Here is a 25,968-nt window from a genome sequence, read left to right as displayed (position 1 = left end):
TTATCCACCAAACATTAATGCAGTTAATATAAAGTCAAAGCCCAATACAGTTAGTGACGCAGTCACCACTGTTTGAGTTGTTGCCCGGCTGATCCCTTCTGAGGTTGGCACAGCGTCATAACCTTTGTGCAGCGCTATCCAGATAACGATGACAGCAAAAACCATACTTTTAATCACGCCATTTACCACATCCTGATATAAATCGACATTGGCCTGCATTGCTGACCAATAACTACCACTATCTACACCAAGCCAGTCGACGCCGATCAGATGACCGCCAAGGATCCCCACCGCCGTAAACACTAATGCCAGCAACGGCATGCTGATCACTCCGGCCCAGAAACGTGGCGCAATAATCCGTCTGAGCGGGTCCACTGCCATCATCTCCATTCCGGACAGTTGCTCGGTGGCTTTCATCAGGCCAATTTCTGCCGTTAACGCACTGCCGGCCCGGCCAGCAAATAACAACGCGGTTACCACCGGGCCTAATTCCCGCAATAAACTCAATGCGACCAATGGCCCCAGCATCCCTTCGGCGCCAAATTTCGACAGCACCGTATAACCTTGTAATGCCAACACCATGCCGATAAACAGGCCAGACACCAGGATAATCAGTAACGACAATACCCCTATCACATAAAGCTGCTTAATCAGTAGCGGAAAGCCTTTGCGAAAATCCGGTTTCCCCACCAAAGCGCCAAATAACATTACACCGGAGCGGCCAAAACCAGCAATGGTATCAATGGTCGCTCGACCCAGGTTTTGCAGTTTAGTTGTAATCACCTGGCAGGCTCCATCAATTCATCCTCATATGGCTCAGCCTTGAAATGAAAAGGCACAGCGCCATCTGCTTCGCCCAATAAAAATTGCTGTACCAGTTCCGATTTGTGCTGGCGTAGCTGTTCAGGCGTGCCATGGCCGATAACCTTTTTCTCTGCTACCAGATAAACGTAATCGGCAATACTCATCACTTCTGTCACATCATGTGAAACCACAACCGACGTTAAACCCAACGCATTATTCAGCTCTTTAATTAAGCGAACAATCACCCCCATCGATATCGGGTCCTGGCCTGCAAAAGGCTCGTCATACAAAATTAATTCCGGGTCCAGCGCAATCGCTCTGGCCAAAGCAGCACGGCGTGCCATGCCTCCCGACAGTTCTGCGGGCATTAAATCACGGGCGCCACGCAAACCTACCGACTCCAGCTTCATTAACACAATGAGTTTTATTAAAGACTCCGGCAGACGGGTATGCTCCCGAATAGGAAAAGCAACATTGTCAAAAACCGACATTTCAGTAAATAAAGCACCGCTTTGAAACAACATGCTCATTTTTTTTCGTGCCTGATACAGTTCGGCGCGAGATAAGGTCGGTATATTCTGGCCATCAAACAATATCTGGCCAGAGTCTGGTTTTAACTGGCCACCGATCAGGCGCAGCAAGGTTGTCTTACCTATACCGCTCGGCCCCATAATCGCGGTCACTTTACCCCGGCGAACCTGCATACACATATCGTCGTAGATCAGCCGCTCGCCGCGGGAAAAACTTAAATGCTGGATATCTACCATAATATCGGACAAATCAGACTCCACCTGAAGGTAACCGCCATTGCGGTATTACCGGCGCTGGTATAAGGCTTGTCAATATACATACAAGTGTGTATGTTTGCAATCCAATACCATCCTGTTAAACGTTGGTTTATTGTAAAGCTATTGCCGTGCAAAGTCGTTACAAAAAATCGTAACAAAGTGTGCGATAAAATCGAACACCGCTGAGCCCGCAGGTTTTTTTGCAATTGCCGGCAATAACACGGAAAATACCTCAATCTCTATCAGTCAATTACAGGACTCTTGCGTGTCACCACTCCTTGTCGCTATTTTCTTCGTTGTTGTTGGCCTGGTGCTGCTGATCTGGAGTGCAGATCGTTTTGTGTTCGGCGCCTCTTCTATCGCCCGAAACAGCGGTATTTCACCTATGGTCATCGGTCTGACCATTGTGGCAATGGGTTCGTCAGCACCAGAAATGCTGGTATCCGCTACAGCGGCCTGGCAAGGTAAGCTAGATACCTCGGTTGGTAATGCCATTGGCTCTAATATCACCAATATTTTGCTGGTAATTGGTGTGGCAGCGTTGTTGAAGCCGATAGCGGTTTCATCCCTGACCCTGCGCCGCGAATTCCCACTGCTGCTGATTTGCACCTTGTTTGGATACTACTTGTTGTCTGATGACTTATTAACCCGCACTGAGGGCATTTTGCTGCTGCTGGCTTTTGTCAGTTTTCTGGTATTGCTGGTGTACTGGGGTAAACATGCCAGCCCGGACGACCCGCTGATCGCTGAAATAGACACAGAAATGCCCGTGGTAAAAATTTCTACCGTTAAGGCCATAGTGTGGGTAGTAATAGGGTTATTGCTGTTGCTGGCCAGTTCGCAATTGTTGGTTCAGGGTGCAGTCACCATTGCCCGTTACGCTGGCATTAGTGATTTAGTAATTGGCCTGACCATCATTGCCATTGGCACCAGCTTACCTGAACTGGCGGCCAGTATCATTGGCATTTTAAAGGGCGAGGACGATTTAGCCCTTGGTAATATCATAGGCTCTAATATTTTTAACATCCTGGCGGTACTGGGATTAGGCGCGGTAATTGGCCCCGGGGTTATTGACGCTAATGCCGGCAGTCGTGACAGCTATGTAATGATAGCAGCCACAGTAGCAATGCTGTTGATGTCAGTACGTTTTACCCGAATGCAACGAATTAACCGGGTAGAGGGTGCTATACTGCTGGCAAGTTTTGTAGGCTATCAGTACCTGCTGTTCTCTTATATTGCATAATGTGTTCAAACGATGATAACTACCATGACTAATACTTTTTGCTCCAGAGCACTGGAGGTTTTACAGATTGAAGCGGAAGCTGTGCGCCAGCTGGCACAATATATCAACGCCGACTTTGAACGGGCCTGTCAGCTGTTGTTTCACAGCACAGGTAAAGTGATCGTCATGGGGATGGGCAAGTCAGGGCATATCGCTAACAAAATTTCGGCGACCTTAGCGTCTACCGGCACACCGGCTTTTTTTGTTCATCCTGCAGAAGCCAGCCATGGTGATTTGGGCATGTTAACCTCTGGCGACATTGTGCTGGCCATTTCAAACTCGGGTGAAACCGCAGAAATTCTAACCATTCTACCGGTCATTAAGCGTCTGGGTATCACCCTGATTAGCATGACGGGCAATCCTGACTCTACCCTGGCCAAGCTATCAGATGTCCATTTGTGTGTCAGGGTTGAACAAGAGGCCTGCCCATTAGGCCTGGCGCCAACAGCCAGTACTACTGCAACCTTAGCCATGGGAGATGCACTGGCGGTAGCGCTGCTTGATGCCCGCGGCTTTACGGCAAACGATTTTGCCCTGTCGCACCCCGGTGGCAGTCTGGGTCGTAAATTGTTGCTGCGCCTCAGTGATGTCATGCATAAAAACGCACAAGTGCCTGTGGTGCAGCGTCAGGCCACCATTAAAGAGGCGTTATTGGAAATCTCAGAAAAAGGTCTGGGCATGACCGCAATAGTTAATCCTGATCGCAGTCTTGCCGGTATTTTCACTGACGGTGATTTACGTCGCATCCTTGATTTACGACTGGATATTCACAGTACTTCCATTGAACAAGTCATGACAACCCCCTGCACCACGGCCACGGCAGACATGCTGGCGGGCGAAGCACTGAAAATTATGCAACAGAAGAAAATCAATGGTTTGTTGATTGTCGATGCCGGTAATATTCCGGTAGGCGCAATGAATATGCACGATTTACTGCGCGCAGGGGTACTTTAGCATGTCACTTTTCGACACCCTCTATCAGGCGGTCAACGCTGACATTATGGCGCGGGCCAGCAAGATAAAACTACTGATCTGCGATATTGACGGCGTATTTTCCGATGGCCGGATTTATCTGGGTAACGATGGTGAAGAACTCAAAGCATTTCATACCCGCGACGGCTATGGCATCAAAGCACTGCGCCACGCCGGTATTGAAGTAGCGGTAATTACCGGCCGTACGTCCACTATTGTTGAGCAGCGAATGCGCTCGTTAACTGTGCCTTACATTTATCAGGGCCAGGAAAATAAACTGCCAGCCTTTATCAGCTTGCAACAACAGCTGGCATTAAGTACCGAACAAATTGCTTATATTGGCGATGATTTAGCCGACTGGCAGGTCATGCAACACTGTGGCTTTGCTGTGGCGGTGAAGGATGCGCATCCTTATCTGCGCTTACATGCCAACTATGTGACGTCTTTAGCCGGAGGCTATGGTGCCGTGCGGGAACTGGCCGATTTACTGCTGGTCAGCCAGCAGAAGTTTCAGCAGTTTGATGGCAGCAGCACATGAAAAAAGCCCTCATTCTGCTGGTATTAGCCTTGGTGCTGACCGCAACGTATCTGTGGTTTAATCCAACAGAGCAGGCTGATACTCAATATGCAGATCGCGAACTGTTACCTGATTACATTGCCGAACAGGTAACCCGCACCCTGTACGATGAACAAGGCTATGTAGCAGATCATATTCAGGCAATGCGGCTGGAATTTTTTGAACGTTTAGGGTTCACCCAGTTCGAACAACCCAAATACATCTTGTTTGATGACAACCACCTGCCAGCCTGGGAGGTTACCAGCCAGTTTGGCATCTGGCTGCCTGATGACAAAATTATTCTGGAGCAGCAAGTTCGAATTAATAACGTCAGCGGCAATGAGCTGGTAGACAGGATTGAAACAGACAATCTGGAGCTGTTGCTGCCAAGTAAAATGCTACAAACCTCTGCCGCGGTGCAAATAATTGGTAAGGGTTTTTATATTAATGGTATAGGCTTGCAGGCAGATTTAACTGAACAGAATCTGCGCATCATCAAGCACCTGGAGACGGTATACGCCAATGAACAGAATTAAATTTTTTTTACTGACCGCTCTGCTATCGGCAAACAGTTATGCAAGCAATCCGGATTACAGCCAGCCTATTGCGATTACCTCAGACAATAATGAAACCTCGATCAAAGAAAATATCTCGGTGTACACTCAGAATGTTGAAATTCGCCAGGGCAGCTTAACTATCAAAGCCGATCGTTTAGAAATTAATGCTACTGCAGGTAAAGGCAACGAGGTATTTATCACCACAGGTAATCCCGTTCGCTACAGCCAGCTACTGGATGGCGACATACCGGTAACCGCCAATGCCGCCGAAATTCGTTATGATCTGGCCAGCCGCACCCTAACCTTAAGTGGCAATGCACAACTGAGCCAAAGTGGTAGTCAGGTACAGGCCGCTGTGATCAGATATAATCTCGAGAGCCAGCAAATCAGCGCTGAAAGTGGTGAACAGCAAAAACGGGTAACCACCATTTTCACCCCGGAGAACAAGGAAAACCCATGAAGTTAGTGGTAGCGCATCTGGCCAAAAGCTACAAAGGCCGGCAGGTAGTTAAAGATGTCAGCCTGGAAGTCAATGCCGGCCAGATAGTCGGCCTGCTCGGCCCAAACGGGGCTGGCAAAACCACGACATTTTATATGATAGTGGGCCTGGTGCCCTCTGATAAGGGTCAAATTACCCTGAACGAACAGGATATTACCTTTGATCCCATTCACGCCCGTGCCCGTGCAGGTATTGGCTATTTGCCACAGGAAAGCTCCATATTCCGCAAACTGACCGTTTACGACAACCTGCTGGCCATCTTACAGACCCGTAAAGAGCTAAGCCGCGCTAAACGGGAAGAGTTAGCAGACGATTTGCTGGAAGAGTTTCACATTGGCCATATCAAAAACAGCCTTGGTATGAGCTTGTCAGGGGGTGAACGCCGGCGGGTGGAAATTGCCCGGGCGTTAGCGGCTAACCCGGCGTTTATTCTGCTGGACGAGCCGTTCGCCGGGGTCGACCCCATTTCAGTGCTGGATATAAAAAAGATCATTCAACACTTAGGCCAGCGTGGTATTGGTGTACTGATCACCGACCATAATGTCAGGGAAACGCTGGATGTTTGTGAAATGGCTTACATAGTCAGCCATGGTGAGTTAATTGCTGCAGGTCCACCGCAGGAAGTATTAGTGAATCAGCAGGTTCGGGATGTATACCTTGGCGAGCAATTCAGGCTATAGTTAACAGAAACCATAAACGCCTGCTTCAGGAGAGAAAAAGACGTAAATGAAACCCTCTTTACAACTTCGGCTTGGTCAGCAACTTACAATGACACCCCAATTGCAGCAAGCCATCCGCTTGCTGCAATTGTCTACCATTGAATTGCAGCAGGAAATTCAGGAGGCACTGGATGCCAACCCGCTGTTAGAAAGTGAAGACGAATTTGAAAGCTTCTCTGCCGACCCGGATAGCAGCGACGTCAATGACAACGATACCCGTTCTGCTACCGACGAGAGTAACGACGTTGCTCAGGATAACCTGACTGAAATCGCCGAACGCGACACCAGCGAGTCGATGGCCGAACAAAACCTGCAGGACGACTTGCCGCTGGATAATAACTGGGACGACCTGATTAGCGCCGCACCGGTTAGCGCTGGCTCCCCACCTGATGAAGATATGGCGTTTCAGGGTGAAACCAGCGAAACCCTGCAAGACTATCTGCGCTGGCAAATGCAGTTAACCCCCTTTTCGGAAACTGATTTAGCCATTGCCGAAATTATTATTGAAGCGATTGATGAAAGCGGTTTGTTAACCATAGACGTGCCAGAGATCCTCGAGTCACTTGGTCTGCCAGACGTGGAAGCAGATGAAGTTGAAGCCGTTATTAAACGAGTTCAGTTATTTGACCCGGTCGGCGTAGGTGCCCGCACTATCTCAGAATGTTTATTAGTGCAGTTACGCCAATTTGACCCAAAAACGCCGTTTTTGCAGCAGGCGCAATATGTTATTAAAGAACATACCGACTTTTTAGCCAATCGGGACTTTCGTTCTTTAATGCGGGTGACTAGACTGAAAGAGGATGAACTGCGGGAAGTGATGCGGCTGATCCTCAGTTTAAACCCCAGACCGGGTGCTGATGTGATTAGACAGGAACAGCAGTACGTCATCCCGGATGTGTCAGTAAATAAAGTAAAAGGCCGCTGGCAGGTTGAACTAAACCCGGATGCCATGCCCAAAGTAAGAATTAATCAGCAATATGCGGCCATGTCCCGTACCGCTAAAAATACCGCTGATACTCAGTTTATTCGGTCACACCTGCAGGAGGCAAAATGGTTTTTAAAAAGCCTGGAAAGCCGCAACGACACCTTACTCAAGGTTGCTAACTGTATAGTACAGCAGCAACAAGCTTTTTTTGAACATGGTGAAGAAGCGATGAAACCAATGGTACTGAATGACGTAGCAGAAATGGTAGGCATGCACGAATCTACCATTTCCAGGGTAACCACCCAGAAATTTATGCATTCCCCAAGGGGCATATTTGAGCTGAAATTCTTTTTTTCCAGTCATGTCAGTACAGAGAGTGGAGGTGAATGTTCATCAACAGCGATTCGCGCCTTTATTAAAAAACTGGTGGCGGCTGAAAACCCAGCTAAACCACTAAGTGACAGCAAGATGGCAGATATTTTATCAGAGCAAGGAATTAACGTTGCACGGCGCACCATCGCCAAATACCGCGAGGCCTTGTTCATTCCACCATCGAATCAACGCAAGACCTTGGTTTAGGTCAGCAAAACAGAAGGAAAACGTCTATGCAAATCAACTTAACTGGTCGTCATGTAGAAATCACCACTGCATTAAAAGAATACGTAGACAATAAATTCGCCAAGCTGGAGCGTCACTTTGATCATATTAACAATGTACATGTCATCCTAAACGTGGAAAAATTAAAGCAGATTGCTGAAGCCAAGCTGCATTTAAACGGTGGCGAGGTATTTGCGGCGTCAGAAGATGAAAATATGTATGCGGCCATCGATCAGTTAATTGATAAGCTCGATAGGCAAGTTATTAAACATAAAGAAAAAATAGCCCGACACTAACTTAATTATGATTACTTTAAGCACTATGCTGGCCGAGAACTGCACCAAGAGTGCAGTTCTTTTTAACAGTAAGAAACGCGTTCTGGAATATATTGCCGAGCTGGCTCATCAGCGCTTACCTGAAATGAGTGAGTATACCATTCTGGAAGCATTGATGGCCCGGGAAAAGCTCGGTTCCACCGGCATTGGCGGCGGCATTGCCATCCCGCATGGCAAACTGAAAACGGTTACCCAGCCAATCTTAGTGTTTGTGGTTACCCAAAATGCCATCGCTTTTGATGCCATCGATAATCAGGCGGTAGACATTTTTTGTGCAATCCTTATCCCTGAAGAGCAGTGCCAGGCGCATTTAACCACACTAGCGGGTATCGCACGTTTACTTAGTCAGAAAGACCTTACCCGCAAAATACGCCATGCCGAGTCAGATCAGCAACTCTATGAGCTAATTATTAATGCCAGTGAGGCGACGAACGTATCATGAAACTTCTGGTGGTCAGTGGACGTTCCGGTTCGGGTAAATCAGTAGCCCTGAGAGTATTGGAAGATTTAGGCTATTACTGTGTCGATAATATTCCGGTGAACCTGCTACCGACGCTGGCAACGACGGTGATGGGCCAATATGAAAGGGTCGCCGTCAGCATCGATGTGCGCAACCTGCCACAAGACCCCGACGAACTGGCTGATATTTTGTCCTATTTGCCACGCAAGCTTGATTTAACTATTTTATACCTTGATGCCGATCATGCCAGCTTAATTAAGCGCTTTAGTGAAACCCGCCGGCTACACCCGTTATCGCATCAGGCCATGTCACTGGATGAGGCCATTTCCCGCGAGCAACAGCTGCTCGATCCGATTTCCAGTCGCGCTGACTTATACATCGATACCACAGAGCTCAATGTTCATCAGTTAGCAGAGCAGTTGCGCGAGCGGATCCTTGGCCAGAAGACCGGCCGGTTGGTCATACTGTTTGAGTCGTTCGGTTTTAAATATGGTATACCCAAAGATGCAGATTTTGTGTTTGATGCCCGTTTTTTACCTAATCCGCACTGGGAGCCAGAGTTAAAACCCCTGACCGGGCTCGATCAACCGGTAAAAGATTATCTGGCCTCACAAGCTGTGGTTGCTAAGTATATCTGGCAAATTAACAGTTTTATCAGCAGCTGGTTACCGCATCTGGAGCGCAACAGCCGCAGTTATCTTACTATTGCTATTGGTTGTACCGGTGGCCAGCATCGTTCGGTGTATATTACCGAGAGCCTGGCTGAAAGCTATCGCAGCCAACGGGAAGATGTGCAAATTCGTCACCGCGAGCTGGTGCGTCACCATGGCCACTAAACTCAGCAATACCGTTACCATTGTCAACCCGTTGGGACTCCATGCCCGGGCCGCCACTAAGCTGGCGGTGCTATGCCAGCAGTTTTCGGCACAAATTGAATTGGTACAAGAGGGCAAAGCCGCTGATGCGTCCAGTGTACTGGCGTTGTTAATGCTGGCCAGCAGCAAAGGAAAAACGTTGGAAGTTACGGCTCAGGGACCTGATGCCGCCGCTGCACTGGCCGCAGTGACTACCCTTATCAATAATGGTTTTGATGAAAGCTAACCCCCCCTTCCCCGGTATTACTGTGCGCAATAAGCCGGCAACCCGCCGTGATTAAGTTTATTTTTCAGCTATAATCTGCTAGTGTACACGCTGTTCACAACTATTTTTTGTCGGAGAATTAGAGGTTTGCATTGCTCAGCACAACTGAGAACTGCAATGCTCCTTAGTGCACCACTTTGCCAGCAGGTGGGTTAAATCATTAAACGTTAGCTTGTCATCGTTAGGAGACGCTCATGGTAATGATAGCGGTGCTGTCATGTTTTGTTGTTGCTGGTTTCGCCCCATGGCTGCATCGACTTATCGGTCGCCAAACCGGTTGGTTGCTGGCGTTGTTACCTGCCACTATATTTGTCTATTTTGCCAGTCTCATTCCGCAAATCAGTAGCGGCGAAACCCTTCGCCATGCTTATCAATGGTTTCCTGGTATGGCCATACAATTTAGCTTTCTGGTCGATGGCCTGTCATTGTTATTTGCGTTGTTAATCAGCGGTATCGGCTTCTTTATCCTGGCTTATGCTGGCCGTTATCTGGAAGGGCACCCGGCATTGGGACGGTTCTTTCTGTTTTTACTTGGTTTTATGGGCTCCATGCTCGGTCTGGTGCTGTCTGATAACCTCATTTCGTTGTTTGTTTTCTGGGAGTTGACCACCGTCAGCTCTTTTATGCTGATCGGTTTTAACCATGAAGATGCTGACTCACGCAAAAAGGCGCATCAGGGGTTAATGGTTACGGTGTTTGGAGGCCTGGCATTAATGACAGGCTTTATTATGTTAGGTATGGCTGCCGGCAGTTTTGAACTCAGTGAAATTCTGGCAGGGCCAAGCCTTACAGAGCACAGCCTGTATCTGCCAATGCTCAGTTTAATTTTATTAGGCGCCTTTACCAAATCCGCACAAACCCCCTTTCATTTCTGGCTACCCAATGCGATGGCAGCGCCGACGCCGGTTTCAGCCTACCTGCACTCTGCCACCATGGTAAAAGCCGGCATTTACTTGCTGGCGCGGTTAAATCCTACTCTGGGTGGCAGCAGCAGCTGGTTGCTCACGCTCACTTTCATTGGTGCGCTGACCATGCTAACAGGCATAATTCTGGCCAGCAGGGCCACCGGCATTAAGAAAGTCCTGGCCTATTCCACTGTGATGGCGCTGGGTACCCTGACCATGCTGCTAGGCCTGGGTACCGAAAAGGCCGCGCTGGCTGCGGTCACTTTTTTACTGGCTCATGCGTTATACAAAGGCGCCTTGTTTATGATTGCCGGCATTCTGGACCACGAAGCGGGCGTTAAAGATTTCCGGGATGTGGCGGGGCTGCGTCGTTTAATGCCCAAAACCACTATCGCCGCTGTGGTTGCAGCATTATCGCTGGCAGGGGTGATCCCGTTGTTCGGTTTTGTTGGCAAAGAATTGCTGCTGGAGGCGGTATTAAGTGGCTCGCGCTGGCAAGTAGGCCTGACTATCGCTACCGTCACCGCCAATATTTTTGTAGTACTGGTCGCGGCATTACTGGCTTTAAAACCCTGGTTTGGCAAAACCCTTGCCACCCCTAAAGCGGCTCATGATCCCGGACCGGCACTGCTGGCTGGCCCTGTAGTACTGGCCAGTCTGGGTTTGCTCTGTGGTGTGTTGCCCTTTTTACCCGATCAATACCTGTTGCAGGCGGCTGCCAGTGCGGTCTATGGCCAGCCAGTCAGTTATAGCCTGGTGCTATGGCACGGCATCAACCTGCCCTTAATGCTCAGCTTAGGCAGTTTAGCGCTTGGCCTGCTGCTCTACCGATTCTGGCAAGGCTGGCGTGAACATACCGTTTTGCTGGAACGGCTCAGCCCATATGGCCCTGAGAACGGCTACAACCGGTTAATGCAAGGCCTGGTCAGCTTCTCAGCCTGGCAAACCAAAACCCTGCAAAATGGTTATCTGCGGCACTACCTGATCACGACTCTGGCAACCGTGGTATTGCTAGTCGGTTGGGCAGTGTTGCGATTAGATACCATTGCACTTAATGTCGATTTCAGTGGCCTGCGGCTGCAGGAAATTACTGTAGTACTGCTACTACTGGTCACCACGCTGGCCGCGGTGACCGTAAAGTCGTTTTTAGCTGCCGTTGCCCTGCTTGGTGCTTTAGGCTTTGGCGTGGCGTTAATTTATGTGTTTTTCAGTGCGGTGGATGTCGGTATTACTCAGGTGCTGGTAGAAACCATTACAGTGCTGTTATTAGTATTGGTATTGTACCGCCTGCCGGAGTTCAGGAAGTTGTCGTCCGGGGTTAACCGGGCGCGCGATGCCACCATTGCCCTGCTGTCTGGTGGCTTAATCACCGTACTTATTTTATTAGTCACCAATGCCCGCTCAATGGAAGGGATCTCCGGTTTTTTCCTGGAGAAAAGTGTGAGTGAAGGCTTTGGCCGCAACGTGGTAAATGTAATTCTGGTCGATTTCAGGGCCCTGGATACCTTAGGAGAAATATTCGTGTTAGCCCTGGTAGCTATCGGAGTTTATGCCATGATGCACCTGCGCACCGGCGCGTTACCGGTAACTAACGCCGATAAACGCTATGCCGGCCAGAAGCAACGTAAATCGTCAGCCAAAACAGGAGGTGAATCATGACACCCCGTTTTAATATGCGCTCATTAATCCTTAATACCGGGGCCACCTTGTTACTGCCGTTATTAATTTTGTTTTCACTATTTTTATTGTTGCGGGGACATGATGAACCCGGTGGGGGCTTTATTGGCGGGCTGGTTGCGGCAGCAGCCATCGCTCTGAAATTATTTGCTGAAGACTACCGGGCAGCGCGCACAATTTTACGCGTGCATCCGTTGCAGTTGGTCGGAGTCGGTCTGGTGCTGGCAGCGGGGGCCTCGTTACCGGCCATTCTGGTTGGCGAGAACTTTTTCACCGCCCAGTGGTGGACGCTGGACCTGCCCATTTTTGGCAGTTTAAAGCTTAGCACGCCACTTATTTTTGATATTGGCGTGTATTTAGGGGTAATAGGCACTGTGCTAACAGTGGTCTTTACCCTGGCGGAGGCAGAACACTCATGACATCTTTACTGGCTATTCTGATCGGCTGCCTGTATGCCGCAGCGATTTATATGATGCTACGTCGCTCTGTCGTCAAACTGGTCATTGGCCTGATCTTGCTGTCCAATGCGGCTAACTTACTTATTTTTACTGCCGCCGGACTCGAGCGTGGTGTGCCACCATTAATCGAGGAGGGCCAGCAAGTCATTGCCGGCACCGCTGCTGATCCGCTAGCACAAGCCTTAATTCTCACCGCCATTGTTATCGGCTTTGGTGTGCTGGCGTTTGCCGTAGTGTTAATTCATCGCGCCTGTGAAGTCGTGCAAACTGATGACATGAACGAAATGAAAGGAACCGATTGATGGATTTAACGTTATTGGTTGCTTTACCCGTTATCCTGCCATTACTGTTCGGCGCCGTCTCTCTGGTCATGCTCAATAACCACAATGTGCAACGTTGGCTTGGAGCCATAGGCACCGCCAGTATTTTAATTGCCGCATGCGCATTGCTGTGGCAATGTCGCGAGCAGGGCATACTGGTGCTGGAGGTCGGTTCCTGGCCGGCGCCTTTTGGTATTGTCCTGGTTGCCGATTTGCTGGCTGCTATTATGGTGTTGCTGGCTGCGATTACCGGCTTTGCTACCGCGCTGTACAGTTTGAAAACAGTACGCAAACGCTTTGAACGTTTTGGTTACTACCCGTTACTGCATTTGCTGCTGGCCGGGGTTAATGGTGCTTTTCTAACTGGTGATATCTTTAACCTTTATGTCTGGTTTGAAGTATTGCTGGTCGCTTCCTTTGCCCTGTTGATTCAGGGTGGTGAGCGCGCGCAAATGGAAGGGGCCATCAAATATGTCACCCTTAACCTGCTGTCTTCAGCCTTATTCTTAACAGCCATTGGCTTGTTGTATGGTCTGGTGGGTTCGCTGAATATGGCAGATATTGCCCAGCGCCTGACTCAGGTGGAAGATCAGGGAATGGTTACGGTAGTGGCCATGTTGTTCCTGATTGCTTTTTCTATTAAAGCCGCTGCTTTTCCGTTGTTTTTCTGGCTACCTGCCTCTTACCATACACCGCAGGTAGCGGTATCAGCTATTTTTGCCGGCTTGCTGACCAAGGTCGGCGTTTATGCCTTGTACCGGGTATTTACGTTAATCTTTAATGCTGAAGTCGAATTTACCCACAATATCCTGTTGTGGATGGCCGTGCTCACCATGCTAACCGGGGTGCTGGGTGCGGCAGCACAATTTGAAGTGCGGCGTATCTTAAGTTTCCATATTATCAGCCAGATTGGCTACATGATGTTGGGGCTGGCGCTCTATACGCCGCTGGCGCTGATTGGCGGTGTGTTTTATATCATGCACCATATTATTGTGAAGGCGAACCTGTTTCTGGTGGCGGGCCTTATCTACCGTTTGCGAGGCAGCTTTGAATTAAAACGCTTGGGCGGCTTATACAAAGATCATCCTGGTCTGGCTGTGTTATTTTTAATCCCGGCATTGTCACTGGCCGGCGTGCCACCATTATCGGGCTTTTTTGCTAAGTTTATTCTGATAAAAGCCGGTGTGGAAGTGCACGCCTGGTGGGCGGTAGGGATAGCTTTGCTGGTTGGCCTGTTAACGCTGTACTCCATGATAAAAATCTGGAACGAAGCGTTCTGGAAAGCCGTGCCCGAGCCCGCACCAGCCATTCCGGCGCCGGGACGCAACGGCCTGCTATACTGGATAACCGGCAGCCTGGCAGCCATGACTATCGCCATTGGTATTTTTGCTGAACCTATCTATCAGCTGGCACAACAAGCCGCTGCCCAGTTACTGAACCCACAACTTTATATCAATGCAGTGCTGGGGGCTGACTCATTATGAACTTGCTGCTATCTAACCTGGTTCTGGCCATGATCTGGGCTGCCCTGACTGATACTTTTAGTGGTGGCGGCTTGCTGGCAGGCTTTATCCTGTCTTATCTGGTACTGGTTTTTGTGTTTCGACATCATCCTGATGTCCGTAAATACCGGCAGCAAGTGCCACGTTTTATTAGTTTTGTGGTATTTTTTACCAAAGAGCTGATTATGGCAAATTTAAAAGTAGCCTACGATGTACTGACCCCAACGCACCTGATGAAACCCGGGGTTATCGCCATGCCACTGCGCGCCGAGACCGATATGGAAATTACCATGCTGGCGAATGCCATCTCGTTAACGCCCGGCTCGCTGAGTCTTGACGTTTCAACCGATCGCCGGGTGCTCTATGTACACGTAATGTACCTTTACAATGAGCACGATGTATTGAGTGAATTAAAACGGCTTGAAACGAAAATACTACGGGTGATGAGATGAACAATATTATGAACATCGCTTTGTTAATGGGTTTTGCCATCCTCAGTTTGGCCCTGCTACTGGCGTTGTGGCGCTTGTTAAAGGGCCCAACCCTGCCCGACCGGGTTGTGGCACTGGAACTCATCGCCTCTATTACCGTTGGCGTAATTGGGCTGTATGCTATTCGCAGTGGCAAAGACGCCTATATCGATGTGACTATGGTACTGGCGCTGACTGCGTTTCTGGCCGCTATTGGTTTTGCCCGTTATCTGGAAAAAGGGAGTTACCGCGATGATAATTGAACTACTGGCTAGCATGTTTTTACTGGCAGGCTGTTTCTTTATGCTGGTTGCTTCGCTTGGGGTGTTCCGGATGCCAGACTTATTAACCCGGATGCATGCCACCACTAAGTCAGGGGTGCTGGGTGCTGGCCTGATTATGTGCGCCGTAATGCTGTTTTTTACTGAAAGCAGTGTCACCTTAAAAGCCTTAGCGGTTATGGCTTTTACCACCCTGACCTCGCCTATTGCCGCTCATGCAATTGGTCGTGCCGGCTACTTTATCGGCGTACCACTATGGAAGCACACCGTAAAGGATGCACTAAAAGGCCGTTACGATGCCGAAACACATGTGCTGAAAAGCCCGGACCCCGAGGCTGACGATAAAAAAAGCTAATTATCGGTGTTGCCGCTGCGATTGCCTTCTTTACTGGCATGGGCCTGGCCTCGCTTTAGTTCCTGCTCGCCCTGGGTACGCTCTATCGCCTGTAAGCGGTGATGTAAGGCGGTTTTAATCAGCATATGGGCACTGACCGGCGCGGTAATTAACAGAAACAACGTGATCAATAATTCATGCACGCTGATCGAGTCAGGCGACAAGCTGAAATAGAAAATCGAGCCAAGCAAAATGCCGCCCATACCTAAAGTGGTGGCCTTGGTCGGGCCGTGCAACCGCATAAAAAAGTCAGGCATCCGCACTAAACCAATAGAGCCAATCAGCACAAAGCTGCCACCCAGCAATAAAAAGAAGGCAACTGCCCACTCCATCCAGTGTTGCATACTAAGCTCCTATTCGATGATATCGCCACGTAAGAAAAACTTACATACGGCGACAGTACTGATAAACCCTATCATGGCTATCAGTAATGCGGCCTCAAAATACAAGGGAGAGCCCATCAGTAGTCCATATAAAATAATTAAGGCGATACTATTGATGTACATGGTATCCAGTGCCAGGATCCGGTCCGGCAAACTGGGGCCGCGCAGCAGTGACCACAGGTTTAGCAACAACGCCAGGCTGATCATGCCAAATACCAGAAATATAACCTTGGCTAGCATTTAAAGATCTCCTTTAACGGGGCTTCATAACGCTGTTTAATCGTGGCGATTAATTCAGCTTCGTCTTCCAGATTTAATACATGCACCAGCAACCAGCGCTGCGGTAAGGGTTCGTCTGGCGCAAGATGCTCGGTACAGGGGTAAATATCGGCACTGACCGTACCCGGCGTCATCGATACGGTACCGGCCAGAATCGTAATAGGTAAGTTATGCTGTAAATCTAACGGTACCCTGACAAAGGCGGGATGCAGTTTATGCACCGGCCCCAGGATCAGCACCGCTACCTGCGCATTGGCGGTAACGATGTCGGCAAAAACCCGCAAAATATAGCGTAGTGCCAGTAGTGGCCTTTCCACCAATGGCTGCGGATCGCGAAAGCGGTAACAGATATACGGAATAAACAGCGCCAGCACTACCCCGAAAAGCAGGTGAATGGGCGCAAGGCTCTGGTTCAACAATAGCCAGATCACAAACAACAATAAGCTACGATAGGGCGTTGGCAGCCAACTAAAACGCGGTGTCATTCTCATGGCGTAGCTCCTGCTGCAGGTAAAATAATAGACAAGGTCGCAGGGATATCTGCCAACTGCACCGCGCCTTGCTGAGTCAGTGCCGTTATTGGCCCGGCAAACGCCACCAGGGCGACACTGGCGCTAAGTAGCCAGCACACCGCAAACACTTGCAGCGGTTTTGCTTTGTCTTCATTGGCTGGCTGGCCACTGACCCGCCAGAACAAGGTGCTGCCCGCGCGCGACAAGCCAATTAACACCAGTAAGCTGGAAACCAGAATCACACTCCACAGACCAATCTGCGCTGGCCCGCTATCAACAGCTTGCAGGATCATCAGCTTACCGACAAAGCCGGATAGTGGCGGCAGCCCCGCTACCGATACCGCCGCGACCATAAACACGCTACCCAGTAACACCGGTTGTGCCACCCGCCGCGCCGATACTAATCGGTCAGCGGCCTTACCGCGTTGCAGCGCTATCATATCTGCCACTAAAAACAACGCCGCAGTCACTAAAGTAGAGTGCAGGGTATAAAACAATACAGCTGAGTTTGCGGCAGTATTACCAATGGCCACCAGACACACCAGACTACCGACCGATACCAGCACTAAATTTGCGACTAATTTTCTGAAATCCAGGCTGGCCAGCACGCCAATAGCACCCAGTACAATGGTCGCCAGCCCCAGTGGCCATAGCCAGGCCGACGCCATCCCGGCTAACGGCCCGGCATGTTCGCCAAAAATAGTGGTGTACACCCGCAATAAGGCATAAACGCCGATTTTAGTCATCACCGCAAACAATGCCGCTACCGGCGGCGACGCCGACGCATAGGTTGCAGGTAACCAGAATTGCAGCGGCAAAATAGCAGCTTTCAGAGCAAAAACTATCAGTAACAACAAGCCACCGGCTTTAACCAGCATAATATCTTCAGCCGGTACTGCACTGATTTTCTGTGCCATGTCAGCAATATTCAGTGTCCCCAGAGTGCCGTACAAAATCGCCAGCGCAAACAAAAACACCGCAGAGCCGGCCAGGTTTAACACCACATAATGCACGGCGGCCTTGGTTTTATTTTTGCCACCGCCATGGATCAGCAGCGCATAAGACGCAATCAGCAGTACTTCAAAAAACACAAACAGGTTAAATAAATCGCCGGTTAAAAAAGCACCATTAATGCCCATTAACTGAAACTGGAATAACGGATGAAAAAAGCTGCCTCTTTCATCTTCACCGGCACTGCCATAGCAAATTGCCCCCAGCGCCAGAAACGACGTCAGGCAAACCATCAGTACACTGACCGTATCGGCCAGCAGAATAATACCAAAGGGAGGTTGCCAGTTACCCAGGGCATAGAAAGTTACGCCATCGGTCAGGGTCTGGCTTAGCAACCACACCGACATCACCAGTAGCAGTAAGGTAGACGCCATACTTAACCAGCGGCGACGGTCTGGCGAGTGATGAACCGGCGGCAGCATAATCAGCAGTGCCGTTAACATTGGCAGCAATATCGGCAACAGAATTAAATGGCTCATTGACGAGGCTCCCGCTTGGCATGTTTCTGGCCCGGCAGTTTGCCATCAACATGATCACTGCCTAAATCCGCGCGGGCCCGAATGGCCAGAATCACCAGAAAGGCCGTCATGGCAAAACCGATAACGATTGCCGTTAGTACCAACGCCTGTGGCAAGGGATCAGCATAATTATCTGACGTTCCCAGCACCACAGCGCCGCGCAAGTTTAGCCGGCCAGAGGCAAAGATAAACAGGTTAACGGCATACGACAACATGGTTAGCCCTACCACCACCGGGAAGGTGCGGCCACGCAACATTAAAAACACCCCACAGGCCGTTAAAAAGCCAATACAGCAGGCAAATAAAGTTTCCATCAGGTCGGCTCCTGGTGTGTTGGTCGGTGCGAGGTCGTCATTTTACCTAAGCTGGCCAGGATCAGCAGGGTTGCGCCAACCACGGTAATATAAACACCCAGATCAAAAGCAATGGCGCTGGCCAGCTCTATCTCGCCAAACAATGGTAATTTGAAATAATCAAACCAGGATGTCAGGAACGGCCGGTTAAATAGCAAGCTGGCCAGCCCGGTCAGCAATGCAATCAGCAAGCCGATAGCCACTACCCGCTGATATTCGATATTCATTCTGGCTTTAACCCAATCGACCCCCTGCGAGATATACAACAGGATAATGGCCACCGCAGTGATCAGGCCTGCAATAAAGCCACCACCCGGTAAGTTATGGCCACGAAAGAAAATAAACACCGACACCATCAATGCCATCGGTAAAATACTTTGCGCCACTGTCGCCAGTAATAACGGATGGCGCTCGCGGGCCCAGGGCCGCCCTTCGCCATCACTGCTGGGTTTAAACACCGGAATGCGGGTTAACAGTTTAAATATGCCCAGAGCCGCTATTCCCAGCACGGCGATTTCACCCATGGTATCAAAGCCGCGGAAGTCAACCAGGATCACATTCACCACATTGGTGCCGCCACCACCGGTTTTGGCATTCGCCAGAAAATAATCTGAAATAGTGTTGAAAGGGCGGGTCATAATGGCATAACTGATACTGCCGATGACAACGCCTACCATACTGGCCAGGCCAATATCTCTGAGTACCCGGGTCGGGCTCGACTGTTTAGGTGTTTTATGGGGTAAAAAGAACAGCGCCAGCATTAACAAGATAATGGTCACCACTTCTACCGACAGCTGGGTCAGCGCCAAATCGGGGGCGGAAAAACGGGTAAAGGCAATAGAGACCATTAAGCCTACTACCGATATCATCAACAAGGCCACCACCCGCTGGCGGTGGAATACCACTGTTGCGAAGGCACTGATCAACAGCATTGCTGCGCCTGTGGCATTTACCGCATCTACCGGCAGTTCAGGCCGGCCGCCAAATAAGGTATCCAGCTCCAGCAAGGGCGCACCCGCCAGCACAATAATGGCTAACAGCACAAACACCATATAGCGCTGCAATGACCCATTGTCTAACCAGTTGTAAAACTGCTGGCAGCGTTTGGCCAGTGCCGCCATCAACTGCTCAAAGGCCGTTAATGCATCCACCCCGGGCAAGGTATTTTGAAAATCGAATAAATGCTTGCGGTTAATATAAATTAAACTGCCGGCAGCCAGCGCCACTACACTCATGAGCAAGGGCAGGTTAAAGCCATGCCAGATGGCCAGGCTATATTCAGGTACCGTGCCACCCAATACCGAGAACGATGCTGCCTGCAGCAAATCGCCGATAACATAACCCGGCGCGACCCCAACCAGAATGCATAGCACCACCAGTACCTCTACCGGCATTCGCATATAGCGTGGTGGTTCATGCGGTGTTTTGGTTAAGCCTTTGGGTTTACCATTAAAAAACACGTCGTGAATAAAACGCATAGAATAGGCCACGGAAAAAATCGCTGCTATGGTTGCCAGCACCGGAATAATCCAGGATAACGAGCCCAGTAAATGCTGATGCAGGGTTTCGGCGAAAAACATTTCTTTCGACAAAAAGCCATTGAGTAAGGGTACGCCAGCCATGGCTGCCGCTGCCACCATAGCGAGGGTGGCGGTAATCGGCATAAAATGCCACAAGCCATTAAGCTTTCGCATATCACGGGAGCCCGACTCATGGTCAATAATGCCGGCGGCCATAAACAGCGAGGCTTTAAACGTCGCATGATTAATAATATGAAACACCCCTGCCACGGCAGCTAAATCGGTCCCCATACCAAACAGCAGGGTGATTAACCCTAAATGGCTGATAGTCGAGTATGCCAGTAAGCCTTTTAAATCGTGTTTAAACAATGCCAGATAAGCGCCAACCAACAAGGTCGTCAGGCCGGTGATACTGACCAGTAAAAACCATAAATCGGTACCGGCCATGGCCGGATAAAACCGCGCCAGTAAAAATATACCCGCTTTAACCATAGTCGCAGAGTGTAAGTAAGCACTTACCGGGGTTGGTGCTGCCATGGCATTAGGCAACCAGAAATGGAACGGAAACTGGGCCGATTTGGTAAAACAGCCCAGCAAAAACAACACCAACACCAGCGGATACCAGCCATGCTCACGGATCACTGCGCCACTGGCCAAAATCACGTCTAAATCATAGCTGCCGGTAATTTGTCCCAATAGTAACAAGGCCGCCAGCAAACATAAGCCGCCCGCGCCGGTAATGGCCAGCGCCATGCGGGCGCCACGCCGGGCTTCAGATTTATGCCACCAGAAACTGATCAGTAAAAACGAGCTGATACTGGTCAGCTCCCAGAACATCCACAGCTGTAACACGTTATTCGATAACACTATGCCCATCATGGCTGTCATAAACAGCATCAGATAAGCATAGAAACGGGGCATCGAATCCTGTTCAGACAAATAATAGCGGGCATACAAAATAATCAGTAAGCCAATGCCCAGGATCAATAAACTGAACAAAAACGCCAGGCCGTCCAACCGGATGCTGATGTCCAGCCCCAGTAACGGGATCCAGCCCAGGGTATATCGCAACGTTTCACCGGCAAACACCGCACTGCCGTGATACAGCAGCAACATTAAGGCTATAGCCGGCGGGATAGCCGTCGCTAACGCGCAGGCGCTGCGCCGCCAGTTAGCCGCTAATAGCGGCACCAGGGTGCCCAGCAGCGGAAGTAATAGGATCCATGCCAAAATCATAGTAGTGCTGCTTCCTTCACAAAAACGCCGTCATTCATATTTGCTGGTTTTTCTGGCCTGAACCCACCCTACTTGCTTGTACGAACAACCTGCAGCTTATTATCGATAAACAGATAACTTACAACATAGAAGATGTGTCGTACTTATATTATGGGTTGGTTCAAAAAGGCTGTTTTGAAAATTACAGCGATATTTATACCGATAAGTTACCGGAATGTCTATTAAAGTCAGTTTGGCCTGGCCCCGCAACCAAACCAATATTTTTTTCAAAATAGCCCTTTTATTAATTCAAAAAAGTGCTTGAATAGGGTATTACTATCAGCACAATTTTCATTAGGATTATCATATGTCACTTATGTCGGTACAACAGGTTGCGGAGTATCTTGGGATCCCGGATATCAGGGTCGAACGCCTAGCCAGAGAAAACCTGCTGGTTGCTGCGGAAACGGACGATAGTGGTAAGCCCATGTTTAACGAAGATGACGTTAAACGCTATAAGGTGTTAGCAGAGCGTCTGGGCGGCTTGTAACGCCAATAACTGCTCCAGCTTTGCCTGCCAGCAGTTAAGTTGTGTTAAACGGTCTGGCGTGTGCTGGGGCAAGCTCAGATACCATAACCAGCAAAAGCCACTAAATACAATTTTTGCCAACAGCCATTTTACTTTTAGCTGGGGTGGCGGCCCTGCAAATGCTTTGCGGTGTTGTGTGTACGCGCTGAGCAGCAGTTGCTCTGCCGCTTCAGACAGCTGAAAATACAACGCTACTGCCGCCAAATCCAGGTAACTGTCAGCCCGCTGCGCGAATTCAAAATCCAGTAACCATACTTTGCGCCCGGCCCAAAGCACATTACCTGCATGCAAGTCCAAATGACAAAGTACCGGGTCTTGCGGCAGTTCCTGATACTGCTTTGCAACCGCTAACACGCGTGCAAGTAAAGGCCCGGCAGCGGCCTCTGCGCCGGCAATGCTGGCCTGCTGTTGTAAATAGCGCAGCGGCTGTAACACAGCGGTTTGTGCTGATAGCCGGTGCAGCTGGGCCAGTGTGCCGGCCAGCAGTGGAATACTGTTCGCGCTGCAAACAAAAGGCTGGCCTGCGTCAATAAATTCGCTGATCAATACTTGCTGATGATTATTTAAACACAGCGGCGCCGGTGCGATACCGGCTATTGCTGCAGCGTGCTGACAACGTAGCTCCTGCTGCCGGCACACCCCACTCACCTGCACAGGGTAACGACGCACCACATAGCGCCCACGCCGTGTTTCCACCAGAAAGTTAAAGTTCAGCTCGCCGTTGGCCAACGGCGTGATAGCCAAGGGTGGGTGCTCAGCAAAAAATTCCAGATGGCGGCACAATGCCGCTATCTGCCGGGCATTGCCAGTTGCGGTTGCTGCTGATAAGTCGCCCGCCATATAAAATATCCTGCTACTGCGATAATGGTATACAGCATAAACAACAAGGTCAGAAAATACAGATGTTTTTGCGCATAAACATAAATGGACACAGCATCAATCACCACCCAATACAACCAGTTTGATACTAACTTCCGTGCTACCAGCCAGGTCGCCATCACGCTGAACGCAGTAGTTTGCGCATCCAGATAAGCAAAATCGGCCCGGGTATAATTGGCCATAACATAACCCAGCAGCAAACCCAGCAAGCCGGTAATGGCAATCAGCTGCAGGTGTCGGCGCCAAGGCCATTCAGATACTTTATTGGCGCCGTGATGTTGCCGCTTCAGCTGTTGCCAGCGCCACCAGCCATACAGCGCCATAGCCGCGTAGTACAGTTGCAGCAGCGCATCAGAAAGTAAAGCCGACTGCCACATAATATGGGTAAACAACATAGTGCTTAGCAAGGCGGCGGGCCAGCACCACAAGCTCTGGCGCAGTGCTAACACCACATAAGCCAGCGCCAGCAAGGTAGCCAGCAACTCCAGGCTGTGCATTAGCTGCCAGTCGGCGAGCGCCTGGCTAAACCAGGGCATCATGGCTGTAAGTCACCATGAATAAACTTACAGACAAACACCACCTTGCCGTATTGGGCAAAAGACGCCTTAATACAGCTTTGCAGCGCCTGCATTACCTGATCATAATCACCAAATACCTGGGTACTCATGGTATTGGTGATCACCCGCAGCTCCGGATACTGGTTCAGCTGTTCAATAAAGCCTTTAATCGGCCCGATATAATCTTCTGCCAGCGGGTACTTACTAATTTCTACTGATAACTTCATCTCAACTCCTGCTGTTTACACTAGAACTGATAACTGGCACTTACCCCTACCCGGCGTGGCTCTGCAAACTGCTCATACAGATGCGGTGCATAGCCGTCCCTTGGGTCGTTGCCAAAGTAAAAACCGCGCACGCCGATGTCTTTATCAAGCGCATTACGACTCCACACTGCCAGCTGCCAGTGTTGTAACTGATAGCTTAAACGCAAATTTAACAACTCATACCGGCTTGAGCGTTGCTCATGGCCATCAGAATAGTAAAAGGCGTCTTTACCCTGCAGGCCTATGTTAAAGGTCATTGCGTCGCTTAAGTACCAGTCTGCCGCCACACTGTAACCAAACCGCGGTGCCTGCGCCTGCTCCCGGCCACTGAAATCGTCACCGTCAATGGTGATATAATTACCCAGTTTGGTTTTCAGCCAGCTGGCACTGAGCATCACTGCCAGTTGCGGATGCAGCTGCAGGCGGTTTTCTATTTCGATACCGTAGTTGCGACCGCTACCCGCGTTGTCGATAAAGCCGGCAAACTGCGGCCCGCTGTCCGGGTTCAGCCAGCCTTTTACCTGCATATCTTTACGCCACATATAAAACGCTGCCACCCGGGTAACCAGGCTTTGGTCCAGCGCCGTGCCTTTCACACCAAACTCGGCGTTATACAAGGTTTCCGGGGCAAAGCTGGCTTTGCTCATCAGCTCGCTCAGGCTGTCATCCGCGGCCTTGGCCAGCGCATCACCATTTACCCCACCCACCTTATAGCCGCGTGACCCCAGCAGATAAATCAGTGCCTGTGGGTTTGGCTGATAATTCAGGCTCAGTTTGGCGCCCCACATGGTATCGGTATTACCAATCTGGTTACCGCTGCTATCGGCATAATCATCCTCGTAGCGTTCCAGCCGTACGCCGGAAATCAGCGTCAACTTGTCGCTAACTGGCGTGCTCAGCTCGGTATATACCGCAAGGTTGGTGCGGGTCAGGGCACTGGCAAAGCTATCGGCCTGCCATAAACTCCAGTTCCAGAACTGGCGCGTTAACTCAAATTCTTTACTGGCCGCATAGATGCCCAGTACCCAGTCACTGTCGCCCAGCCGACCGGCATCGGTGGAAACAAGCCGGTAATCCAGGGTTAGCTGCTCACGATTGCGTAAGTAGCGGTCAGTGGTCGAGTATTCATCCGGGTGCAGGCCTACGTGGCTCCAGTCTTCATCGAAGCCATAATCCATGGCGGCATCTAACCAGCTCAGCTGGCCCTGTAATCGGGCAAAGGGTAAGCCACGGTAGTCGGTTTGCAAGGCCAGCGCTTTGCTGCGCAACTTGTCCTGGCCTGGCTCGTCTGACAAGGTCGTGCGGTTGCGGTCCAGTGAAAAGGCATCATAACCGTTATCCTGATCGACAAAGTGGCTAATCAGTTGCAATGTAAGATCACTGTTTGGCTGAAAAGCCAATTTAAACCGGGCATTAAATTCGTCGATATTATTGGTATCGTCCCGCTTAAGGTGGGTATTTTTAATAAAACCGTCAGAAACCTGCTGTTCCAGTGCCAGGCTGTAGCCCCACTGCGGAGTAATGGCATTGCTAAACTGACCCGCCAGCTGATAGCTATCGTAATCGGCCAGGGTCACAGTCACTTTGCCCTCAGGGGTGTCAGTCGGCCCTTTGGTCGTCAGGTTTAACATGCCAGCCAGAGCATTGGCGCCAAAACGGGTTGCTTCCGGGCCGCGAAACACTTCAAACTGGGCAATATCGCTAATGCCGGTAATACCCAATCCGGAATAATCAATGCCATCAATCAGCATGCCAACCGACGGGTTAATGGTATCGACAAATTCGCTACGCTCACCAATACCCCGTACCTGAATAAAGCGACCACGCGACGCGCCGGCGCTAAAGTTAACGTTGGCAAACTGGTTCAGTAATTCATCAAGGTGTTGTACCGACTGGCGCTGTAAATCCTGCTCGGTGGCAACAGACAAACTGCCCGCCAGCTGGCCGGCGCTTTGCTGGCGTAAATCGCCTTGCACCGTAATGCGTTCAATAGCGGTAACTGCCGCGGCATTTTCAGCGTGCGCAACAACAGGGGTAACAAGGGCGGTAAATACCGCAGCAGTAACTAAAGACAGGGAAAAACGCATTATCGTATGATGCTCCATTAGTACAGAGATCACACCAGCTTGAGGAGTTAGCACCATCCCTCCGCCGGCATAATCCGGATCAGGTTCTAAGGGTTTGCCCGAAAGCATCTCAGCGTCTGCACTATTGTACAGATGCACCCCTTGGTTGCGCGGCAAAG

General features: G+C 50.1%; 30 protein-coding genes, 1 pseudogene and 1 riboswitch. Of the genes and pseudogenes, 19 read left to right on the top strand and 12 right to left on the bottom strand.

Translation table 11 applies throughout. The features are described from left to right. Both mlaE and mlaF read right to left on the bottom strand, forming a co-directional pair. The gene (gene mlaE / locus WG68_RS05740) at positions 1-783 is read right to left on the bottom strand and encodes a lipid asymmetry maintenance ABC transporter permease subunit MlaE (protein ID WP_046556715.1); all 783 of its coding nucleotides are present in this window, start codon (positions 781-783) and stop codon (positions 1-3) included. Further along, positions 780-1,571, bottom strand: a complete 792-nt coding sequence (mlaF, locus tag WG68_RS05735) for a phospholipid ABC transporter ATP-binding protein MlaF (RefSeq protein WP_046556714.1) — start codon at positions 1,569-1,571, stop codon at positions 780-782. Before mlaF ends, mlaE begins: the two co-directional genes overlap by 4 nt. 286 nt (positions 1,572-1,857) lie before the next feature. On the opposite strand from mlaF, the gene WG68_RS05730 reads away from it, so the two are divergent. The 18 genes and pseudogenes from WG68_RS05730 (at position 1,858) to mnhG (ending at position 15,602) form a co-directional block, all read left to right on the top strand. Continuing rightward, the gene (locus WG68_RS05730; RefSeq protein ID WP_046556713.1) at positions 1,858-2,835 is read left to right on the top strand and encodes a calcium/sodium antiporter; all 978 of its coding nucleotides are present in this window, start codon (positions 1,858-1,860) and stop codon (positions 2,833-2,835) included. 24 nt (positions 2,836-2,859) lie between these two features. Next, entirely contained in the window at positions 2,860-3,828 is a 969-nt protein-coding gene (locus WG68_RS05725; RefSeq protein WP_046556865.1) for a KpsF/GutQ family sugar-phosphate isomerase, read from the top strand. Between the two features lies 1 nt (position 3,829). Beyond that, on the top strand, positions 3,830-4,384 hold the full coding sequence (gene kdsC / locus WG68_RS05720) for a 3-deoxy-manno-octulosonate-8-phosphatase KdsC (protein ID WP_046556712.1): 555 nt from the start codon (positions 3,830-3,832) through the stop codon (positions 4,382-4,384). Then, the gene (lptC, locus tag WG68_RS05715; RefSeq protein WP_046556711.1) at positions 4,381-4,938 is read left to right on the top strand and encodes an LPS export ABC transporter periplasmic protein LptC; all 558 of its coding nucleotides are present in this window, start codon (positions 4,381-4,383) and stop codon (positions 4,936-4,938) included. Before kdsC ends, lptC begins: the two co-directional genes overlap by 4 nt. After that, positions 4,925-5,419, top strand: coding sequence for a lipopolysaccharide transport periplasmic protein LptA (gene lptA / locus WG68_RS05710; protein ID WP_046556710.1), 495 nt, complete (start codon positions 4,925-4,927; stop codon positions 5,417-5,419). The genes lptC and lptA overlap by 14 nt, the downstream gene beginning before the upstream one ends. Further along, a complete protein-coding gene (lptB, locus tag WG68_RS05705; protein WP_046556709.1) occupies positions 5,416-6,138 on the top strand; it encodes an LPS export ABC transporter ATP-binding protein in 723 nt (240 codons plus the stop codon). The genes lptA and lptB overlap by 4 nt, the downstream gene beginning before the upstream one ends. Positions 6,139-6,184: 46 nt before the next feature. Next, positions 6,185-7,681, top strand: coding sequence for an RNA polymerase factor sigma-54 (locus WG68_RS05700; RefSeq protein ID WP_046556708.1), 1,497 nt, complete (start codon positions 6,185-6,187; stop codon positions 7,679-7,681). A gap of 26 nt (positions 7,682-7,707) precedes the next feature. Continuing rightward, on the top strand, positions 7,708-7,995 hold the full coding sequence (hpf, locus tag WG68_RS05695; protein ID WP_046556707.1) for a ribosome hibernation promoting factor: 288 nt from the start codon (positions 7,708-7,710) through the stop codon (positions 7,993-7,995). A gap of 7 nt (positions 7,996-8,002) precedes the next feature. Beyond that, entirely contained in the window at positions 8,003-8,476 is a 474-nt protein-coding gene (ptsN, locus tag WG68_RS05690) for a PTS IIA-like nitrogen regulatory protein PtsN (RefSeq protein WP_046556706.1), read from the top strand. Beyond that, the gene (gene rapZ / locus WG68_RS05685) at positions 8,473-9,330 is read left to right on the top strand and encodes an RNase adapter RapZ (protein WP_046556705.1); all 858 of its coding nucleotides are present in this window, start codon (positions 8,473-8,475) and stop codon (positions 9,328-9,330) included. Before ptsN ends, rapZ begins: the two co-directional genes overlap by 4 nt. Continuing rightward, on the top strand, positions 9,320-9,595 hold the full coding sequence (locus WG68_RS05680; protein ID WP_046556704.1) for an HPr family phosphocarrier protein: 276 nt from the start codon (positions 9,320-9,322) through the stop codon (positions 9,593-9,595). The genes rapZ and WG68_RS05680 overlap by 11 nt, the downstream gene beginning before the upstream one ends. A gap of 233 nt (positions 9,596-9,828) precedes the next feature. After that, positions 9,829-12,108 (top strand): annotated as a pseudogene (locus tag WG68_RS05675) (putative monovalent cation/H+ antiporter subunit A); the annotation flags it as partial. 86 nt (positions 12,109-12,194) lie between these two features. Further along, a complete protein-coding gene (locus WG68_RS05670; RefSeq protein ID WP_046556702.1) occupies positions 12,195-12,635 on the top strand; it encodes a Na+/H+ antiporter subunit B in 441 nt (146 codons plus the stop codon). Beyond that, complete coding sequence (locus tag WG68_RS05665) at positions 12,632-12,976, top strand: Na+/H+ antiporter subunit C (RefSeq protein WP_046556701.1); 345 nt, start codon at positions 12,632-12,634, stop codon at positions 12,974-12,976. Before WG68_RS05670 ends, WG68_RS05665 begins: the two co-directional genes overlap by 4 nt. Further along, on the top strand, positions 12,976-14,478 hold the full coding sequence (locus WG68_RS05660) for a Na+/H+ antiporter subunit D (RefSeq protein WP_046556700.1): 1,503 nt from the start codon (positions 12,976-12,978) through the stop codon (positions 14,476-14,478). The genes WG68_RS05665 and WG68_RS05660 overlap by 1 nt, the downstream gene beginning before the upstream one ends. Beyond that, positions 14,475-14,948: a Na+/H+ antiporter subunit E gene (locus tag WG68_RS05655; protein ID WP_046556699.1), complete on the top strand. Its 474-nt coding sequence runs from the start codon at positions 14,475-14,477 to the stop codon at positions 14,946-14,948. The genes WG68_RS05660 and WG68_RS05655 overlap by 4 nt, the downstream gene beginning before the upstream one ends. Next, a complete protein-coding gene (locus WG68_RS05650; RefSeq protein ID WP_046556698.1) occupies positions 14,945-15,229 on the top strand; it encodes a monovalent cation/H+ antiporter complex subunit F in 285 nt (94 codons plus the stop codon). The genes WG68_RS05655 and WG68_RS05650 overlap by 4 nt, the downstream gene beginning before the upstream one ends. Further along, positions 15,222-15,602 (top strand): monovalent cation/H(+) antiporter subunit G, encoded by a 381-nt coding sequence (mnhG, locus tag WG68_RS05645; RefSeq protein WP_200897548.1) that lies wholly within the window; start codon positions 15,222-15,224, stop codon positions 15,600-15,602. The genes WG68_RS05650 and mnhG overlap by 8 nt, the downstream gene beginning before the upstream one ends. Here the strand turns inward: mnhG and WG68_RS05640 are convergent. From WG68_RS05640 to WG68_RS05615, 6 genes are read right to left on the bottom strand one after another with little or no spacing between them, the layout of a single operon-like run. Then, positions 15,599-15,985, bottom strand: a complete 387-nt coding sequence (locus tag WG68_RS05640) for a Na+/H+ antiporter subunit G (protein WP_046556696.1) — start codon at positions 15,983-15,985, stop codon at positions 15,599-15,601. The two genes, mnhG and WG68_RS05640, sit on opposite strands and share 4 nt — an antisense overlap. A gap of 9 nt (positions 15,986-15,994) precedes the next feature. After that, entirely contained in the window at positions 15,995-16,264 is a 270-nt protein-coding gene (locus WG68_RS05635; RefSeq protein ID WP_046556695.1) for a K+/H+ antiporter subunit F, read from the bottom strand. Next, positions 16,258-16,794, bottom strand: coding sequence for a Na+/H+ antiporter subunit E (locus WG68_RS05630; RefSeq protein WP_046556694.1), 537 nt, complete (start codon positions 16,792-16,794; stop codon positions 16,258-16,260). Before WG68_RS05630 ends, WG68_RS05635 begins: the two co-directional genes overlap by 7 nt. Next, positions 16,791-18,305, bottom strand: coding sequence for a monovalent cation/H+ antiporter subunit D (locus WG68_RS05625; protein ID WP_046556693.1), 1,515 nt, complete (start codon positions 18,303-18,305; stop codon positions 16,791-16,793). The genes WG68_RS05630 and WG68_RS05625 overlap by 4 nt, the downstream gene beginning before the upstream one ends. After that, positions 18,302-18,658 carry a Na+/H+ antiporter subunit C gene (locus WG68_RS05620; protein ID WP_046556692.1) on the bottom strand — a complete coding sequence of 119 codons (357 nt, stop codon included), beginning with the start codon at positions 18,656-18,658 and terminating at the stop codon, positions 18,302-18,304. The genes WG68_RS05625 and WG68_RS05620 overlap by 4 nt, the downstream gene beginning before the upstream one ends. Continuing rightward, positions 18,658-21,453, bottom strand: a complete 2,796-nt coding sequence (locus WG68_RS05615) for a monovalent cation/H+ antiporter subunit A (RefSeq protein WP_046556691.1) — start codon at positions 21,451-21,453, stop codon at positions 18,658-18,660. Before WG68_RS05615 ends, WG68_RS05620 begins: the two co-directional genes overlap by 1 nt. A 346-nt stretch (positions 21,454-21,799) precedes the next feature. On the opposite strand from WG68_RS05615, the gene WG68_RS05610 reads away from it, so the two are divergent. Beyond that, complete coding sequence (locus tag WG68_RS05610) at positions 21,800-21,982, top strand: MerR family transcriptional regulator (RefSeq protein ID WP_046556690.1); 183 nt, start codon at positions 21,800-21,802, stop codon at positions 21,980-21,982. Here the strand turns inward: WG68_RS05610 and WG68_RS05605 are convergent. The 4 genes from WG68_RS05605 to WG68_RS05590 all read right to left on the bottom strand — a co-directional run bounded on the left by WG68_RS05605 (position 21,956) and on the right by WG68_RS05590 (position 25,867). Next, entirely contained in the window at positions 21,956-22,861 is a 906-nt protein-coding gene (locus tag WG68_RS05605) for a phosphotransferase family protein (protein ID WP_046556689.1), read from the bottom strand. The two genes, WG68_RS05610 and WG68_RS05605, sit on opposite strands and share 27 nt — an antisense overlap. Next, the gene (gene pnuC / locus WG68_RS05600; protein ID WP_046556688.1) at positions 22,810-23,439 is read right to left on the bottom strand and encodes a nicotinamide riboside transporter PnuC; all 630 of its coding nucleotides are present in this window, start codon (positions 23,437-23,439) and stop codon (positions 22,810-22,812) included. Before pnuC ends, WG68_RS05605 begins: the two co-directional genes overlap by 52 nt. Then, on the bottom strand, positions 23,436-23,684 hold the full coding sequence (locus tag WG68_RS05595; protein WP_046556687.1) for a YkoF family thiamine/hydroxymethylpyrimidine-binding protein: 249 nt from the start codon (positions 23,682-23,684) through the stop codon (positions 23,436-23,438). Before WG68_RS05595 ends, pnuC begins: the two co-directional genes overlap by 4 nt. A 20-nt stretch (positions 23,685-23,704) precedes the next feature. Further along, on the bottom strand, positions 23,705-25,867 hold the full coding sequence (locus tag WG68_RS05590; RefSeq protein WP_235357682.1) for a TonB-dependent receptor: 2,163 nt from the start codon (positions 25,865-25,867) through the stop codon (positions 23,705-23,707). Further along, positions 25,850-25,962, bottom strand: a riboswitch (TPP riboswitch). Its footprint overlaps the gene before it by 18 nt. Positions 25,963-25,968 lie beyond the last annotated feature (6 nt).

Source organism: Arsukibacterium ikkense, from assembly GCF_000987775.1.
Taxonomy (GTDB): domain Bacteria; phylum Pseudomonadota; class Gammaproteobacteria; order Enterobacterales; family Alteromonadaceae; genus Alishewanella; species Alishewanella ikkense.
Note: the sequence above shows the minus strand (reverse complement) of the source record. Positions and strands in the feature narration are given on the sequence as shown.

Excerpts from the sequence above, each read along its gene's own strand:
- WG68_RS05700 (WP_046556708.1), top strand. The coding sequence starts at position 6,185 with ATGAAACCCTCTTTACAACTTCGGCTTGGTCAGCAACTTACAATGACA.
- WG68_RS05670 (WP_046556702.1), top strand. The coding sequence starts at position 12,195 with ATGACACCCCGTTTTAATATGCGCTCATTAATCCTTAATACCGGGGCC.
- WG68_RS05660 (WP_046556700.1), top strand. The coding sequence starts at position 12,976 with ATGGATTTAACGTTATTGGTTGCTTTACCCGTTATCCTGCCATTACTG.
- WG68_RS05680 (WP_046556704.1), top strand. The coding sequence starts at position 9,320 with ATGGCCACTAAACTCAGCAATACCGTTACCATTGTCAACCCGTTGGGA.
- WG68_RS05630 (WP_046556694.1), bottom strand. The coding sequence starts at position 16,794 with ATGAGAATGACACCGCGTTTTAGTTGGCTGCCAACGCCCTATCGTAGC.
- WG68_RS05595 (WP_046556687.1), bottom strand. The coding sequence starts at position 23,684 with ATGAAGTTATCAGTAGAAATTAGTAAGTACCCGCTGGCAGAAGATTAT.
- WG68_RS05650 (WP_046556698.1), top strand. The coding sequence starts at position 14,945 with ATGAACAATATTATGAACATCGCTTTGTTAATGGGTTTTGCCATCCTC.
- WG68_RS05635 (WP_046556695.1), bottom strand. The coding sequence starts at position 16,264 with ATGCTAGCCAAGGTTATATTTCTGGTATTTGGCATGATCAGCCTGGCG.
- WG68_RS05605 (WP_046556689.1), bottom strand. The coding sequence starts at position 22,861 with ATGGCGGGCGACTTATCAGCAGCAACCGCAACTGGCAATGCCCGGCAG.
- rapZ (WP_046556705.1), top strand. The coding sequence starts at position 8,473 with ATGAAACTTCTGGTGGTCAGTGGACGTTCCGGTTCGGGTAAATCAGTA.
- ptsN (WP_046556706.1), top strand. The coding sequence starts at position 8,003 with ATGATTACTTTAAGCACTATGCTGGCCGAGAACTGCACCAAGAGTGCA.
- mlaF (WP_046556714.1), bottom strand. The coding sequence starts at position 1,571 with ATGGTAGATATCCAGCATTTAAGTTTTTCCCGCGGCGAGCGGCTGATC.
- hpf (WP_046556707.1), top strand. The coding sequence starts at position 7,708 with ATGCAAATCAACTTAACTGGTCGTCATGTAGAAATCACCACTGCATTA.
- WG68_RS05640 (WP_046556696.1), bottom strand. The coding sequence starts at position 15,985 with ATGCAACACTGGATGGAGTGGGCAGTTGCCTTCTTTTTATTGCTGGGT.
- kdsC (WP_046556712.1), top strand. The coding sequence starts at position 3,830 with ATGTCACTTTTCGACACCCTCTATCAGGCGGTCAACGCTGACATTATG.
- WG68_RS05590 (WP_235357682.1), bottom strand. The coding sequence starts at position 25,867 with ATGGTGCTAACTCCTCAAGCTGGTGTGATCTCTGTACTAATGGAGCAT.
- WG68_RS05665 (WP_046556701.1), top strand. The coding sequence starts at position 12,632 with ATGACATCTTTACTGGCTATTCTGATCGGCTGCCTGTATGCCGCAGCG.
- WG68_RS05610 (WP_046556690.1), top strand. The coding sequence starts at position 21,800 with ATGTCACTTATGTCGGTACAACAGGTTGCGGAGTATCTTGGGATCCCG.
- WG68_RS05625 (WP_046556693.1), bottom strand. The coding sequence starts at position 18,305 with ATGAGCCATTTAATTCTGTTGCCGATATTGCTGCCAATGTTAACGGCA.
- lptC (WP_046556711.1), top strand. The coding sequence starts at position 4,381 with ATGAAAAAAGCCCTCATTCTGCTGGTATTAGCCTTGGTGCTGACCGCA.
- WG68_RS05725 (WP_046556865.1), top strand. The coding sequence starts at position 2,860 with ATGACTAATACTTTTTGCTCCAGAGCACTGGAGGTTTTACAGATTGAA.
- lptB (WP_046556709.1), top strand. The coding sequence starts at position 5,416 with ATGAAGTTAGTGGTAGCGCATCTGGCCAAAAGCTACAAAGGCCGGCAG.
- lptA (WP_046556710.1), top strand. The coding sequence starts at position 4,925 with ATGAACAGAATTAAATTTTTTTTACTGACCGCTCTGCTATCGGCAAAC.
- WG68_RS05615 (WP_046556691.1), bottom strand. The coding sequence starts at position 21,453 with ATGATTTTGGCATGGATCCTATTACTTCCGCTGCTGGGCACCCTGGTG.
- pnuC (WP_046556688.1), bottom strand. The coding sequence starts at position 23,439 with ATGATGCCCTGGTTTAGCCAGGCGCTCGCCGACTGGCAGCTAATGCAC.
- WG68_RS05620 (WP_046556692.1), bottom strand. The coding sequence starts at position 18,658 with ATGGAAACTTTATTTGCCTGCTGTATTGGCTTTTTAACGGCCTGTGGG.
- WG68_RS05655 (WP_046556699.1), top strand. The coding sequence starts at position 14,475 with ATGAACTTGCTGCTATCTAACCTGGTTCTGGCCATGATCTGGGCTGCC.